Annotated in this window: 14 protein-coding genes; 9 read left to right on the top strand and 5 right to left on the bottom strand. The window is 56.9% G+C overall.

Translation table 11 applies throughout. The features are described 5' to 3' along the window. On the top strand, nucleotides 1-2451 hold the full coding sequence (locus tag GQF03_RS02185) for a GcvT family protein (RefSeq protein ID WP_161337549.1): 2451 nt from the start codon (nucleotides 1-3) through the stop codon (nucleotides 2449-2451). A 23-nt stretch (nucleotides 2452-2474) separates the two neighbouring features. Further along, nucleotides 2475-3068, top strand: coding sequence for a (R)-1-hydroxy-2-trimethylaminoethylphosphonate oxygenase (gene tmpB / locus GQF03_RS02180; RefSeq protein WP_161337548.1), 594 nt, complete (start codon nucleotides 2475-2477; stop codon nucleotides 3066-3068). Here the strand turns inward: tmpB and GQF03_RS02175 are convergent. Then, the gene (locus GQF03_RS02175) at nucleotides 3065-3943 is read right to left on the bottom strand and encodes a LysR substrate-binding domain-containing protein (RefSeq protein ID WP_161337547.1); all 879 of its coding nucleotides are present in this window, start codon (nucleotides 3941-3943) and stop codon (nucleotides 3065-3067) included. The two genes, tmpB and GQF03_RS02175, sit on opposite strands and share 4 nt — an antisense overlap. Before the next feature lie 175 nt (nucleotides 3944-4118). Here GQF03_RS02175 and GQF03_RS02170 point away from each other — a divergent pair, with 175 nt between their 5' ends. The 6 genes from GQF03_RS02170 to GQF03_RS02145 all read left to right on the top strand — a co-directional run bounded on the left by GQF03_RS02170 (nucleotide 4119) and on the right by GQF03_RS02145 (nucleotide 12576). Then, a complete protein-coding gene (locus GQF03_RS02170; RefSeq protein ID WP_206376097.1) occupies nucleotides 4119-5315 on the top strand; it encodes a 2-aminoethylphosphonate--pyruvate transaminase in 1197 nt (398 codons plus the stop codon). Nucleotides 5316-5342: 27 nt separating this feature from the next. Then, nucleotides 5343-6608 (top strand): phosphonoacetate hydrolase, encoded by a 1266-nt coding sequence (gene phnA, locus GQF03_RS02165; RefSeq protein ID WP_161337546.1) that lies wholly within the window; start codon nucleotides 5343-5345, stop codon nucleotides 6606-6608. Nucleotides 6609-6613: 5 nt separating this feature from the next. Further along, nucleotides 6614-8077, top strand: coding sequence for a phosphonoacetaldehyde dehydrogenase (phnY, locus tag GQF03_RS02160; protein WP_161337545.1), 1464 nt, complete (start codon nucleotides 6614-6616; stop codon nucleotides 8075-8077). A 237-nt stretch (nucleotides 8078-8314) separates the two neighbouring features. Next, nucleotides 8315-9331 carry a putative 2-aminoethylphosphonate ABC transporter substrate-binding protein gene (locus GQF03_RS02155; protein WP_380742585.1) on the top strand — a complete coding sequence of 339 codons (1017 nt, stop codon included), beginning with the start codon at nucleotides 8315-8317 and terminating at the stop codon, nucleotides 9329-9331. 87 nt (nucleotides 9332-9418) lie between these two features. Continuing rightward, nucleotides 9419-10564, top strand: a complete 1146-nt coding sequence (locus tag GQF03_RS02150; protein WP_161337543.1) for a putative 2-aminoethylphosphonate ABC transporter ATP-binding protein — start codon at nucleotides 9419-9421, stop codon at nucleotides 10562-10564. Next, nucleotides 10561-12576: a putative 2-aminoethylphosphonate ABC transporter permease subunit gene (locus tag GQF03_RS02145; protein ID WP_161337542.1), complete on the top strand. Its 2016-nt coding sequence runs from the start codon at nucleotides 10561-10563 to the stop codon at nucleotides 12574-12576. The genes GQF03_RS02150 and GQF03_RS02145 overlap by 4 nt, the downstream gene beginning before the upstream one ends. Before the next feature lie 23 nt (nucleotides 12577-12599). On the opposite strand, the gene GQF03_RS02140 is transcribed toward GQF03_RS02145, so the two are convergent. Then, complete coding sequence (locus tag GQF03_RS02140) at nucleotides 12600-13151, bottom strand: hemerythrin domain-containing protein (protein WP_161337541.1); 552 nt, start codon at nucleotides 13149-13151, stop codon at nucleotides 12600-12602. Between the two features lie 194 nt (nucleotides 13152-13345). Between GQF03_RS02140 and GQF03_RS02135 the strand changes: the two genes are divergently transcribed. Then, nucleotides 13346-14038: a 4'-phosphopantetheinyl transferase family protein gene (locus GQF03_RS02135; protein WP_161337540.1), complete on the top strand. Its 693-nt coding sequence runs from the start codon at nucleotides 13346-13348 to the stop codon at nucleotides 14036-14038. A gap of 25 nt (nucleotides 14039-14063) precedes the next feature. On the opposite strand, the gene GQF03_RS02130 is transcribed toward GQF03_RS02135, so the two are convergent. The 3 genes from GQF03_RS02130 to GQF03_RS02120 form a co-directional block, all read right to left on the bottom strand. Continuing rightward, nucleotides 14064-14456, bottom strand: coding sequence for a flagellar basal body rod protein FlgC (locus GQF03_RS02130; RefSeq protein WP_161337539.1), 393 nt, complete (start codon nucleotides 14454-14456; stop codon nucleotides 14064-14066). A 102-nt stretch (nucleotides 14457-14558) separates the two neighbouring features. Further along, a complete protein-coding gene (locus GQF03_RS02125) occupies nucleotides 14559-14882 on the bottom strand; it encodes a hypothetical protein (RefSeq protein WP_161337538.1) in 324 nt (107 codons plus the stop codon). Nucleotides 14883-14894: 12 nt separating this feature from the next. Then, on the bottom strand, nucleotides 14895-15416 hold the full coding sequence (locus GQF03_RS02120; protein ID WP_161337537.1) for an EndoU domain-containing protein: 522 nt from the start codon (nucleotides 15414-15416) through the stop codon (nucleotides 14895-14897). Between the last annotated feature and the right edge of the window lie 2 nt (nucleotides 15417-15418).

The following is a 15418-nucleotide window of genomic DNA, read 5'->3' as shown; positions in this document are numbered from 1 at the left end:
ATGAAAGAACTCCCCAAGACAGCGAAGGCAGTGGTGATCGGCGGTGGGATCGTTGGCTGCTCGACCGCCTATCATCTCGCGAAGCTGGGCTGGACCGACACGGTCCTGCTGGAGCGCAAGAAGCTGACATCCGGCACCACCTTTCATGCGGCGGGACTGGTCGGCCAGCTCCGGTCCAATGCCAATATCACGGAACTCCTTGGCTATTCCGTTGATCTCTACAACCGGCTGGAGGAGGAGACCGGGCTTGGCACGGGATGGAAGATGAACGGCGGGCTGCGCCTGGCCTGCAACGAAGCCCGCTGGGAGGAAGTGAAAAGACAGGCAACGACTGCGCAATCCTTCGGTCTCGAGATGCAGCTCCTGTCGCCCTCTGAAGCGCGTGACCTTTGGCCATTGATGACGGTGGAGGATGTTATCGGGGCGGCCTTCCTGCCGACGGACGGGCAGGCAAACCCCTCTGATATCACCCAGGCGCTGGCGAAGGGCGCGCGGATGGCTGGGGCGTCGATTTTCGAGGATACCGCCGTTCAGGATATCCGGGTTGAAGACGGCAAAATAAAAGGGGTTCAGACAGATAGAGGATTTATTGAATGTGAGATCGTAATTTGTTGTGCCGGTCAATGGACGCGGGAATTCGCCTGGCGCTTTGGCGTGAATGTGCCGCTCGTCCCGGTGCAGCATCAATATATCATCACCGAGGCCATTGACGGCGTGCCGCGCGACCTGCCGACGCTGCGTGATCCGGATCGGCTCACCTATTACAAGGAGGAGGTTGGCGGCCTCGTCATGGGCGGGTATGAGCCGAACCCGATCCTCTGGGCACTTGATGGTATTCCACCGGATTTTCACTATAGCCTGCTTCCCTCCGACTTCGAGCATTTTGAACCCATGATGAAGCAAGCGCTCGGGCGCGTTCCGGCGTTGGAGAGGGCGGGGATTAAGGAACTTGTGAACGGGCCGGAAAGCTTCACGCCGGACGGAAATTTCATTCTCGGCGAAGCGCCGGAGCTTAAAAACTTCTTCGTCGGCGCCGGGTTCAACGCCTTTGGCATCGCCTCGGGCGGCGGGGCGGGGATGGTGCTCGCCGAATGGGTCGCGAAGGGGGAGCCGCCCTATGATCTCTGGGCCGCAGATATCCGCCGGTTCGGACGGCCGCATTTCGATACCGACTGGATCCGCAAACGCACTGTCGAGGCCTATGGTAAGCATTACACCATGGCCTGGCCGCTGGAGGAGCATAAAAGCGGGCGTCCCTACCGGACGTCGCCGCTTTATAAACGGTTGCAGGATGCGGGGGCCTGTTTTGGCGAGAAACTCGGGTGGGAGCGGCCGAACTGGTTTGCCGATCTTTCCTCGGGCGAGGTGCCGGAGGATATCTACAGCTTTTCCCGGCCCAACTGGTTCAACGCCGTTGCGCGTGAGCATAAGGCGGTGCGGGAAGCGGCGGTCCTCATCGATCAGACATCCTTCGCGAAATTTGCGCTGCAAGGCCCGGATGCCGAAGCGGCGCTTTCCTGGATTGCGGCGAATGACGTCGCCAAGCCTGCAGGATCGCTGACCTATACCCAGATGTTGAACGACAGGGGCGGGATCGAATGTGATTTGACGGTGGCGCGCATCGCGGCGGATGACTATTACATCGTTACCGGCACCGGTTTCGCGACCCATGATTTTGACTGGATCCGACGGAACATCCCGGACGGCATGAAGGTCACGCTGAAAGATATCACCGAGACCATGTCCGTCCAGTCGCTGATGGGGCCGGAGGCGCGGAAAATACTGGAACGTGTGACGTCGGATGACGTATCCAACGACGCGTTTCCCTTCGGCACCTTCAAGTCTATCAAGATTGCCGGATGCGCGGTCCGGGCGCTGCGCATCACCTATGTCGGCGAACTTGGATGGGAATTGCATATGCCCGTTGAAAACGCGGCGGCGGTTTACGATGCGCTGATGACAGCCGGAAAGGATCTCGGCCTTGTCAACGCGGGATACCGTGCAATCGAATCTTGCCGACTGGAGAAGGGATACCGGGCCTGGGGCGCCGATATCGGGCCGGATCATACGCCGCTTGAGGCGGGGCTCGGCTGGGCGGCTAAACTGAAGGCGGACATTGATTTCAAGGGCCGTGCCGCGCTCGAAAAACAGAAGCAGACAGGCGTTAAAAAAATGTTCTCCTGCTTCACGGTGGAAGACCCGGACATCATGCTGTTCGGCCGTGAGACGATCTATCGCAACGGCCAACGGGTCGGCTGGCTCTCCAGCGGGGGCTATGGGCATACAATTGCAAAATCGATCGGCTACGGCTATATCCGTAATGCGGCGGGCGTGGATGCGGAATTCGTCCGCGGCGGGGATTATGAACTCGATGTCGCCTTGACGCGGGTCCCCTGCCAGGTTCATCTCGGGCCGCTCTATGATCCGAAGATGCTGCGGATAAAAATCTGACGACCCTCAGGAAAGAGACAAGAATGGCAAAGCCTGATTATTCGAAACTCAACAAGGACAATATTGTCGCGTTCATCGGCGACATTTTCGACCGCCGGGGGGCGGAGGAGTATCTGGGCGAACCGGTGACAATCTCGGAACATATGTTCCAGACGGCGCAGCTTGCCGAGGACTCAGGGGCCAGTGAGGAGCTGATCGTCGCGGCACTGCTTCACGACATCGGCCATTTCACAAACGAATTTCCCGACAATGCGGCGGATCTTGGTATTGACAGCCATCATGATCGGGCCGGCGCGGCGGTTCTGGCGCCGTTTTTCCCGAAGCTCGTGACAGACTGCGTGCGCCATCATGTTTCCGCTAAGCGCTATCTTTGCGCGGCGGATCCGGAATATTTCGCGAACCTATCCGATGCCTCGGTCCTCAGCCTCAAGCTGCAGGGCGGCCCGATGACGGAGGAACAGGCCAGGAGATTTGCGGAAAATGCCGATATAGAGGCGATTGTCCAGGTTCGTAAATGGGATGATCTGGGCAAGGTTCCGGGCAAGAAAACCCCGACCTTCACGCATTATGCGCCGATGCTACAACGGGTGATCGATCGGGCGGCCACAGCAAACTAGGCGATTTCCAGTTCTGCCGTATCTCGCGCCATTTTCATGAAGGCGCTGACAAGGTTGCCCTTGCTGCGTTCCTTGAGGCAGATCAGCGCTTCATCCATCAATGGCTCGCATCCTGAAATGGGAATTTTGCAAAGTCGCTCGTCGAAACCGAACTCCGCTTCGGAGACGATGCCGATGCCGGCGCCGCTGGCGACGATCTCGCGGATGGCTTCACGGCCGGCCGCTTCGATCGACGGTTTCAAGGTGATGCCCGCAGATGCCGCGATCTGTTCCAGTTTCTGGCGGGTTTTCGATCCTTTTTCCCGGAGCACAAGCGGCTGGCGCGCCAGTTCCTGTAGCGAGATGGAGGCGAGCTTCGCCGCGCGGCTGTCTTTCGCGGCAAAGGCGATGATCGGGGTCGAGCTGAGTTTGACGATATCAAAATCCCGGGATTCCGGAATCTCTCCGAGCACACCAACATCGGCGTCATAGCTGCACAGCTTTTCGATAATTTCCGAGGTGTTGCCGGTGCTGACGGAAATGAACACGCCCGGATATTTTCTCCGGAAGGGGCCGAGAACCGGCTGGAGATGCTGAACGGAGTCGGCAATGATTCGCAGCTTCGCCGAGCCAAGCGCGCGGGATTCCGAGAGCAGTACATGCGCCTGATGCTCCACATCGAAAAGCCGGTGGGTGATTTCCAGGAGCTTTTTGCCGAATTCCGTAAGCGTGACCTGCTTTTTCTGACGATTGAACAACAAAACGTCATATTCGGTCTCTAATTTGCGGACCTGGTCGGAAATGGCGGGCTGTGTCAAAGACAAGGCTTCGGCCGCTCTCGAGAATCCGCCCTGCGTGGCGACGAAGTGGAAGGCGCGAAGTTGAACATACCGCATGTTTTACCCAATCCCGTTTGGAAGGTCATATAGACCAGTACTTATACATTCTCTTAATGTATCGTTCAAATTTATATGTCGATTTTAAATAACGATTTTACAGATGTTACGCTGCCGATTAGATTCCGGATCACCCTTAAATAAAATTTTTGCATGTGTGTCGGGAGAGATGGTCATGGATCGGGATAACGTGCCCAGTGGGGCGTTTGCCTCCCCGCGAATGGGAGAACCCTATTTGCTGACGCCGGGTCCGCTGACGACCGCCTTTGAGGTGAAGGAGGCGATGCTCAAGGACTGGGGCTCATGGGACGGTGATTTTCGCGCCATGACGGCGGCGCTCTGTCAAAAACTGCTCGCCATCGCCGGCGATGACGGCGGGGAGTTCGATTGCGTTCCCATGCAGGGAAGCGGCACCTTCGCCGTGGAGGCGATGCTGGGGTCTTTTCTCGGTCACGATAGCAGGACACTGGTGCTGGTCAATGGCGCCTATGGCAAGCGTATCGTTGAAACGCTCCATTATCTCGGACGGGATCATGTGGTCATCGACAAGGGCGATTACATGCCGCCGCGGGGCGACGAGGTGGCGGCGGCGCTCTCGGCCGACCCGGCGATTACCCATGTCGTGCTCGTCCATTGCGAGACAAGTTCCGGCATTCTCAATCCGGTAAAGGAAATATCGGAGGTTGTCGCGGCCGCCGGTCGCAAGCTGCTGATCGATTCCATGAGTGCCTTCGGCGCGCTGCCGCTCGACGTTCGCGACCTCCGGTATGAGGCGATGGTTTCCTCGGCCAACAAATGCATTGAAGGCGTGCCCGGCTTCGGATTTATCATTGCTCGGATTGCGGAACTGGAGGCGGCGAAAGGCAACAGCCACTCTCTCAGTCTTGATGTCCATGCCCAGTGGGCCAATTTCAAGAAAACCGGGCAGTGGCGATTTACCCCGCCAACCCATGCGGTCGCCGCCTTCATGAAGGCGCTTGAACTGCATGCGGAGGAGGGAGGCGCGCCGGCGCGCCTCGCCCGCTACGAGCGCAACCGCGATGTGATGGTTGCGGGCATGCGCGATCTTGGCTTCGAGACCCTGCTCAAGGACCGCTGGCTCTCGCCGATTATCGTGACCTTCTTCACGCCCGCGCATCCGAATTTCAGCTTTCCGCGGTTTTACGACCTCATGAAGGCGCGCGGCTTTATCATCTATCCCGGCAAGCTGACCGTGGTCGACAGTTTCCGGGTCGGCTGCATCGGACGGCTTGACGAGCATGTGATGCGACAGGTCGTTAACGCGGCGCGCGAGTCGCTTGAAGAGATGAACGTCGACAGTGCCTGTCCGCCGGAAGAGGCCCTCAAGGAACGCGCCCGCCTGGCGGCGTAAAATGTCAGAATCTGGAGTTATGACACAATGAACAAAATGTCCTCAACCGGCGTGACTGTGAACGAGAGGAGCTATCCGTTTCCGGGCCGGACAGCGGTGGTGATCTGCCTCGACGGGTGCGAACCCGCCTATATCGATGCGGCGATTGACGCCGGGGTCATGCCCACAATGAAGCGCATCCGGGAGACGGGGACAATGCATCTGGCCCATTGCGTAATCCCGAGCTTCACCAACCCGAACAATATGTCGATCGCGACGGGGCAGCCGCCGGCGGTTCATGGCATTTGCGGCAACTTCCTTCTCGATCCCGAGACCGGGGAGGAGGTCATGATGAATGATCCGCGCTTCCTTCGGGTGCCGACGATTTTCAAAAGTTTTTTTGATGCCGGAGCGCGGATCGCAATCGTCACCGCGAAGGACAAGCTTCGGGCGCTGCTGGGTCATGGGCTGAAATTCGATGACGGCCGCGCCGTCTGCTTCTCGACGGAGAAATCGGATACGACGACGGTTGCGGAGCACGGAATTGACAATGCCTCCACCAGCCTCGACATTCCGGTGCCATCGGTCTACTCGGCCGAGCTTTCCGAATATGTCTTCAATGCCGGGGTCAAGCTGATGACCTCCTTCAATCCGGATCTGATGTATCTGACGACAACGGATTATGTGCAGCACAAGGCGGCGCCGGGAACAGCGGATGCCAATGCTTTTTACGAGATGTTCGATTCCTATCTAGGCCAGCTCGATGCTCTCGGTGCGGCGATCATCATCACCGCCGACCATGGGATGAAACCCAAGCACAAGGCGGATGGCACGCCGGATGTAATTTATCTCCAGGATCTCCTGGATCGCGAATGTGGCGAGGGTAACAGCCGTGTCATCCTGCCGATTACCGACCCCTATGTCGTGCATCATGGCGCGCTCGGCTCCTTCGCGACGGCCTATCTCAAGCCGGGGGTCGATCAGGCGGCGGTCATTGCGACGCTGAAAAGCACAAAGGGAATCGAACTCGTGCTCGACAAGGCGGCCGCTGCGAAACGGTTCCAGCTACCGGCGGACCGGATCGGCGATCTGGTTATTATCTCCGGGGAGAATCAGGTCCTCGGCACGTCAGCGGACCGCCACGATCTTTCCGGATTGGAAGTGCCGCTTCGCTCCCATGGCGGGCTGAGCGAGCAGGTCGTGCCCTTTATCCTGAATGTGGCGATGCCCGATCTGCCCGCGGCACCGACGCTTCGCAACTTCGATGCCTATTACTACGTGACGCGGGCGGCCGCCCTGCAATCCGCCCAATGAACAGGATGACGTCAAACAGGTCCGCGCGCCCGATAATCGCGGAATCCATGCGCATCGGCGGCCGCAAGGTGACGACGACGGATGTCGTCGAGGTTTGCTATCCCTATACCAATGAGGTGATCGGGACGGTGCCCGCCGGAAACGCCGAACATGCGCGCGAGGCGTTCGAGATTGCGGCGAAATACAGGGCGACGCTGACGCGGTATGAACGCCAGCAGATCCTTTTCAGGGCGGCGGAACTGATCAGGGCGCGGCGCGAACAGCTCGCGAAGATCATCACGCTCGAACTCGGCATCTGTCACCAGCATGCGCTGTATGAGACGGGGCGGGCCTATGATGTTTTCATGCTGGCCGGTCAGCTGGCGATCCTCGATGACGGACAGATTTTCTCCTGCGACCTCACACCCCACGGAAAAGCTCGGAAAATCTATACGAAACGCGAACCGGTCAACGTAATTTCGGCGATCACGCCGTTCAACCATCCGCTCAATATGGTTGCGCACAAGATTGCCCCGGCGATTGCCACGAATAACTGCGTTGTCTGCAAGCCGACGGAGCAGACGCCGCTCACCGCCATAGCGCTTGCGGATATTCTCTATGAGGCGGGCTTGCCGCCGGAAATGTTTCAGGTTGTCACCGGCTGGCCGCAGCATATCGGTGAGGAGATGATCATCAATGAGCATATCGATATCGTCACCTTCACAGGCGGCGTGCCGGTCGGCAAGATGATTGCGGCAAAGGCGGGATATAAACGTCTCGCCCTGGAACTCGGGGGTAACGATCCGCTGATCATCCTCGATGATCTGAGCGACGAGGATCTGATCAAGGCGGCGGAAATCGCGGTCGCCGGGGCAACTGGCAATTCAGGCCAGCGCTGCACGGCGATCAAGCGTATCCTTGTGCAGGAAAATGTCGCCGATAAGATTGTCCCGCATATCCTTGAAAAGGCGAAGAAAATTCGATTTGGCGACCCTGAGGATCCGGAAACCCAGCTGGGCTGCGTCATTCACGAAAAGGCGGCGGAAACATTCGAAAATCGTGTTTTCGATGCGGAAAAGCAGGGGGCCAGGATTCTCTATCATCCGGGCCGTAACGGCGCGCTGCTGCCGCCGATCGTCATTGATCATGTCCCGCATGACAGCGAACTCGTCTTCGAGGAGACGTTCGGTCCCATCATTCCCATCGTTCGCGTGCCCAACGATGACGAGGCGTTGATCAGGATATCCAACTCGACACCCTTCGGCCTTTCCGCGGGCGTCTGCACAAACCGTCTCGACCGTATCACGCGTTTCGTCGATGGGTTGGATGTGGGAACGGTGAATATCTGGGAACAGCCGGGTTACCGCATTGAAATGTCGCCGTTCGGCGGCATCAAGGATTCGGGGAACGGGGTCAAGGAAGGCGTGCTCGAGGCGATGAAGTTTTTCACCAATGTGAAAACTTATTCTCTGCCATGGCCCGCTAATTAATGATAATATAATATAAAATCACGCTCACCGGCTTTACGTCGCTTTCACTTTGTATCGTTTTAATTTATAGATACATAAATATAATAGATTTCTTCTATTTGTAACATTACGCCAGTATTGAAGTGAGTATCGAACGATTGCGCTCTAAATTTGGATCTTTGTGGAATTTTGTGGATTTTTTGGACGCGATCTATTTTAATTCTCGACATATCTCTTAGAGGAGGGAGCGACAAAATGATACAATTTAAGAAATTGGCTTTAACGGCGATTGCCGGGCTGTTCGTTGCGAACAGCGTCATGGCCGCAGAATTAACTGTTTATACGGCCGTCGAGGCGGAAGACCTGAAACGCTACGCGGAAGAATTCAACAAGTCGCATCCCGACATCAAGATCAACTGGGTCCGCGATTCAACGGGTATCATCACGGCAAAACTGCTGGCCGAGAAAAACAATCCGCAGGCTGACGTCATCTGGGGGCTGGCGGCGACGTCGCTCCTGCTGATGAAGTCCGAAGGCATGCTGGAACCCTACGCGCCGAAGGGTGTCGAGAATCTGGACAAGAAATTCGTCGACAAGAGCAACCCGCCAACCTGGACCGGAATGGATGCCTGGGTTGCCGCCGTCTGCTTCAATACAATTGAAGGCGAAAAGCTTGGCCTTAAGGCACCGACAAGCTGGAAAGACCTGACGAAGCCTGAATATAAGGGTCATGTCATCATGCCGAACCCGGCGTCTTCGGGCACCGGCTTCCTCGACGTGTCGAGCTGGCTGCAGATGTTCGGTGAAGAAGGCGGCTGGGAGTATATGGATGGGCTGCACGAGAATATCGCACGCTATACCCATTCGGGTTCCGCACCCTGCAAACTGGCGGCATCCGGTGAAATCCCGATTGGTATTTCCTTCGCTTTCCGCGGCGCCAAGTCCAAGGCCGACGGTGCGCCTATTGAAATCATTGTGCCCGAAGAAGGCGTCGGTTGGGACATGGAGGCAACCGCCATCGTCGCTGGCACGGCTAATCTCGATGCCGCGAAAACCCTTGTCGACTGGACCATCACGAAGGAAGCCAACGTGATGTACAACACCGGCTATGCGGTTGTCGCCTATCCGGGTGTTGCCAAGCCGGTCAAATTCTTCCCAGAAAACCTGACCGAGAAGATGATCGATAACGATTTCGAGTTCGCGGCCAATAACCGCAATGCGATTCTCGCCGAATGGCAGAAGCGTTACGATTCGAAATCAGAGCCTAAGAGCTAATCTGATAAACTGGAAAGAAGGCATCGCATTTGCGGTGCCTTCTTTTTATACTGACCGCTAATTAGACATCTACGGGACGGGGGCAGCATGCGAACCAAGACAGCGCTTGAGAATGAAGCGGACGAAAGTCGGCCTCAGGACGCCTATCTTCGGATCGATCACCTCTGGAAAGCCTTTGGCGAATTTATCGCGCTCAAGGACATTTCCCTCAGCATATCAGAAGGGGAGTTCGTCTGCTTTCTCGGGCCCTCCGGCTGCGGCAAGACGACGTTGCTCCGTGCGATTGCCGGGCTGGACCTGCAAAGCCGGGGAAGCGTGGAGCAGGCCGGAAAGGATATCTCCAACCTTCCGCCGGCGGAACGCGATTTTGGTATTGTTTTCCAGTCCTACGCCCTTTTTCCTAACCTGACAATTGAGAAGAATGTCGCCTTCGGGCTCGAAAATTCGGGAATGGCGAGGCCGGCCATCAAGGCCCGTGTTGCCGAACTTCTCGATCTCGTCGGCCTTCCCGAGCAGGGAAAGAAATATCCCGCGCAGCTCTCCGGCGGGCAACAGCAGCGCATCGCGCTCGCCCGCGCCATTGCCATGTCGCCGGGTCTTCTGCTGCTGGATGAGCCGCTCTCGGCGCTCGACGCGAAAGTGCGGGTACATCTTCGACATGAGGTGAAGGCGTTGCAACGCAAGCTCGGCATTACGACGATCATGGTCACCCATGACCAGGAAGAAGCGCTGTCGATGGCGGACCGGATTGTCGTGATGAACCATGGTGTGATCGAACAGATCGGAACGCCGACGGATATCTACCGGGAGCCGACAACGCTCTTCGTCGCGGACTTCATCGGCGAGATGAACAAGCTTGAAGCAACGTCGGAGGGGCCGGGACAGGTGACCATCGGTAACCGGGAGTTCAAATCCGCCAACCATGATTTTGCGACGGGCGCGGCGGTCATTGCCGCCGTCCGTCCGGAGGATATCATTCCCCATGGATCCGTCGCGGAGGAACCCATCGCCGAGCCGGACAACGCCTTTTCCTGCCAGATCAAGGAAATGGAGTTTCTCGGATCCTTCTGGCGGACAAGGCTACAGGGGGCCGCCCTCGGCGATACGGAGCTTATCGCCGATTTCTCGATCAATGCCGTCCGGCGGCTCGATCTGTCGGCGGACCGGGACATTGTCATCGAAATTCCAAGTAGGCGGCTGAAGGTGTTCGCAGCCGTGGACGACAAGGAATGAGCGTTACAACATCGGATAGGCTGCCCAAGGGACGGCCGCTTTCGCTGAAACTCGGGCGAGATGATTTGCTGATGCGCGGATTTATCCTCATGATCGCGCTCTATCTCATTATCACTCTGGCCCTGCCGCTCTACGCGATGCTGTCGAAGGCCTTTTCGACCTTCCGCTTTGATCTGTCGCAGATCGAGCTGCAGGTCAGCGATCAGGAGGGCAATTTCGACGGAACGATCCTTTCTGCGGCGACGCTCAACGATGAGACCGGCGCAATCGGTGCCGACAGCATGGCCGCCAGCAGTGACAGCCGGCTTGAGCTCACGCCGCTTTTTCCTGATTTCAGTTTCCGAAGCCCGGTCCGGTATAAAATTCGCGGAACGACGGCGGATACGGCTTATCTGATCGGATCGGAGCGGATTACCGGCACCGAATGGAAGGAGATGGATTCGAACACCTTCCGCCGGGTCGTGTTGCGCCCGGCGCAATCTTTCGGGTTCAGTAACTTCACGACCTATTTCTCCACCCCGTCGCTGTTCCGTTCGATCGAAAATTCGCTTTTCATCTCGATCGTCAGCACCATTGTCACGGTGAGCCTCGCCTTCGCCTTCGCCTATGCCCTTAGCCGCAGCTGCATGCGCTTCAAGGGCGTTTTCCGGCTAATCGCGATGGCCCCCATTCTGGTGCCCTCACTGCTGCCCGGGATCGCGCTGGTCTATCTCTTCGGCAATCAGGGAATGCTGAAAGGGATGATGATGGGGGAGTCCATCTATGGCCCATATGGCATTCTTATAGGGTCGGTATTTTTCACTTTTCCGCATGCCCTGATCATCATTACGACGGCGCTGGCAATCTCCGACGCCCGTCTATACGAGGCGGCGATCGCCCTGCGCGCAAGCCGGTGGAAGACATTCTGGACGGTAACCATTCCCGGCGCGCGTTATGGCCTGATCTCGGCGGCCTTTGTCGTATTCAATCTGGTGATCACCGATTTCGGCCTGCCGAAGGTCATCGGCGGTCAATACAACATGCTGGCCGTCGATATCTATAAGCAGGTGATCGGCCAGCAGAATTTTGAAATGGGCGCGGTTGTTTCCGTCGTCCTGCTGATGCCGGCCTTCATCGCCTTTGCCGTCGACCGTCAGGTGCAGAAAAAGCAGGTAGCGCTTCTCTCGGCGCGATCTGTCGTCTTCGAACCCAAACCGCACAAGTCCTTCGATCGTCTCTGCTTCCTCTATTGCACGTTGGTCGCTGTCTTCATTATCGGGATTCTCGGTGTTTGCCAGTTTGCCGCGCTGATCAAATTCTGGCCCTATGACCTGTCGCTCAGTCTCAAGAATTACAATTTTGACGTGATGGACGGCGGCGGCTGGGAGGCCTATGGCAATTCCATCAAGCTCGCTATCCTGACGGCGATCTTCGGCACGATTGTCGTGTTCACCGGCGCCTATATGGTGGACAAGACGCGCGGGTTTAAAAGCGGCCGCAATATCTTCCAGTTGCTGGCGATGCTGCCGATGGCCATTCCAGGCATGGTGCTGGGGCTGGCCTATATCTTTTTCTTCAACGACCCCGATAATCCGCTGAATTTCCTCTATGGCACCATGGCGATCCTGGTGATCGTGACGATCACCCATTTTTACACCGTGTCGCATTTGACGGCGGTGACGGCGCTGAAGCAGATGGATGGTGAGTTTGAATCTGTGGCCGCCTCACTCAAGCAGCCCTTCTACAAGCTGTTCGCGCGGGTAACCGTTCCGGTCTGTATGCCGGCCATTCTCGATATCGGGATTTATCTCTTCGTGAATGCCATGACAACCGTTTCGGCGGTCGTCTTTCTCTACTCAACCGACACGGCGCTCGCCTCGATCGCGGTGCTGAACATGGACGATGCGGGCGACATCGCGCCGGCCGCCGCCATGGGGATGATGATATTTTACACCAATGCGGCGGCGCGCATCCTCCATCTCGCCGCGTCGAAAGGCATTCTCAAGCGAACGCAGGCCTGGCGATTACGCTGATGCAGCGGCCATAGGGGCGACGACTATCTCTCGCCCCATTCGACAATCACCTTGTGGAGTGCGCGGTATTGGCGGTCGGCTTCGCGCCCGAACACGGGATCGCCCTTGTCTGCCAGCCGCGTTTCGATGACATCCCAGTCCGAGGGATAAAGAACCTCTTCCGCCGCCGGGAAAAAGATCGTCTCTTCCGCCTCCATATGCCTAAGAAGAAATTCCCTGTAGTCCTGAACCGCGTCCACAAGGAGCTCCCGCGGTACCTGTTCTTGCAGTTTGATCTGCTGAAATACGTCCGAAAAATGCATCCCGAGATGGGTGATGACGTCGTGATCCCTGAAAATTTCAGCGGCGGCGGCACCGCGAGCTTCATCCCGGGCGCTCAGGCTTCTCAGCATAAGATTTTCAATCGGATGGTGGCATTTCTGGGGAAAATTCATCATGTAATCGAGCAGTGCTTCCACCAGAAAAAAGTTGAGGGAAACACCCTCGGAAAACCGTTTGACTTCCCGCTCCAGTACCTCCAGAAGCACCGTCATGCGCCGGTGATCCTCGAGGAGCTTTGCTATTACCTGCGACATGTGACCTCCCTGATCTGTATTGAGGTAGGTTGATAGTAAATCCCCAAAAAGCTGTGGCATTGATCGGAATCAAGGACTGATTTCTTTTATGCAGGGCGGCCGGGGCACGAGATTGCCCCTGTAGAAATTCGCTGGGACCGGCTATGATGCGATAAAAGCAATAGAATTACAGTTATTTGCCCACGGATGTGTCCATGCCGGGTTTTGAAATTGAAAACACGCATATTTATCATGCGGATATCGGCGACTCCGGGCCGCTTGATATTTCGCAGTGCTGGCAGGCACTAAGCTCGGAGGAAAAAGCGCGGGCCGACCGGTTCCGCTTCGATCTGCATCGCAACCGCTATGTGCGGGCCCATGGCCAGATGCGCCACATACTTGCGGCCTATATCGACCTGCCCGCCAATAGAATTGCGATCGAGACCGGCGCGCGCGGCAAGCCCTTCATCAGCGGCCAGAAAATCTACTTCAACATGTCGCATTCGGCGGATTCCGGCGTTTTCGTTGTAAGCCGAAGCGGGGAGGTCGGTATTGATGTCGAGATGTTCGATCGCAAGGTGGAAATTGAGGATCTGAGCCGCCACTACTATACCGAGGCCGAGAATGCCGTTCTGGCGCGACTTGAGGGCCAGGCCCGGCGGGAGATGTTTTTCTGGCTCTGGACGGCGAAGGAAGCCCGAATGAAGGTGACGGGGGAGGGGCTGGCTCTTGATCCGCGGGAGATCGATGTCGTTGTCGATGCCGGGCAGCCGGTCGGTTACCGCAAACCCCATCAACCGGTGGCGCGCCTCAAAACCGTCGAATTATCAGGGCTGGCCGGCGCCTGTAGCGTTGCGGGCCTTTTCGATCCGCGCCTGCGCGTGAAATCCCTCGCGGACCTCGGGTGATTGCCGGCACAGGGGCTTGGGGTCGTTAGCTCTTGATGTCGAGAGTAACCTTCTGCAACTCGTTCCAGACTTCGAACATCTTCACATTTGCCTTATAGCTGTGAAGCGCCAGGTTTTGATTGATGAGTTCTCCGGCGACATCGACATTGGGGCTTTCAATCAGGCCCTCGTCATTGGCGAGCGCATGGTTCGGATGATAGACATAAGTGGTGGCCGGATCTTTCTCGCGCACCTTGACGGTTGGCGCACCCGTCTCATCGGTCGTCTGGACCGGTTCAACAGCCTTGTAGGACTGGTTTTTATCGGTGGCGCCAGGCGTGCCAACGCTGTTCGCGTTGACCAGATTCTGGGCGGATACTTCGACCCGCTTGGTCGCCGCGGCCATGCCGCTTATCGCAGAACCTAGAATGGATGTCATGATTGTCTCCAATCAATAGAATTTTAAATAAAATTTATACGTATATAAGTTATCACATTAACACGTTATAGGGGCACATACATTAACAATTCGTTAATGCCGTCAGCTGTCGCCGGAGAGGAATTTCTGCCATTTGTCCAGGATGAAGAAAAAATCCGATCGCGGACCTTCCTGCGGCGCCCTCTCCAGATCGAACAGTGGGGAAATGATATACTGATCCGCCGTGAGGGTCAGATTGAAGGCATTGCCGGTGACCTCGACATCATATCCGTCCGCATCCGCCGCCCGCGATGACAGGTAATGAATGACCGCCGCGTCATTCTGAATTTCCGTTTCAAAAAACTCTTCCAACAGCCTGTTTGCCGGGGATATTTTCGCTTTCACCAATCCGCTTTTCATGTCCCGGTGCAGGGTTACCTCGATCATCTTGCTGGTCCTCTAGTCGGCGACATACAGCGGATAGGCTGTATTCACATCGCCGTTGCCGAAACGGTACCCCTCGATCAGAAACCCGTGGCCGGAGGGACCGCGCCAGCGGGCGCCCTGGGGCAGCATATTGTTGGCGATGGCGAAAAGTATACTTTGAATGACCTGATCCCTGGAAAAATCGTCGGGAAAGAAGCTGGAGAATTTTTCCTTCCAGCGGCGTTCCGCGGGATCATATATCTCGACGGTGGCCGTATAGATACCCGCTTTGTTGGGACCGGAAAGCACCTCCTTGATGCGGGACTTGGCCCCCAACGGTTCCTTCGGCGCGACATGAAAGCCGACCGGCTTGCCGTGCCTGTTGATCTCGCCATCGAATATATGGGTGAGATTGAGAGAGGGGGTCGATTCCGACCAGAGGCCGCGCGCCGGTGCTTCCTGGGAAAAGAAGGGGACCGCGACATAGAGGAGGGCGAGGCAGCCGAGCAGGGCAACGGCAAGCCCCATCCTCCGTAAGGGAGATATTTTTTTCATCA

This window comes from Sneathiella chungangensis, assembly GCF_009882935.1.
GTDB lineage: Bacteria > Pseudomonadota > Alphaproteobacteria > Sneathiellales > Sneathiellaceae > Sneathiella > Sneathiella chungangensis.
The sequence above is the reverse complement of the archived record's forward strand: the minus strand, read 5'-3'. Positions and strand labels throughout refer to the sequence as shown.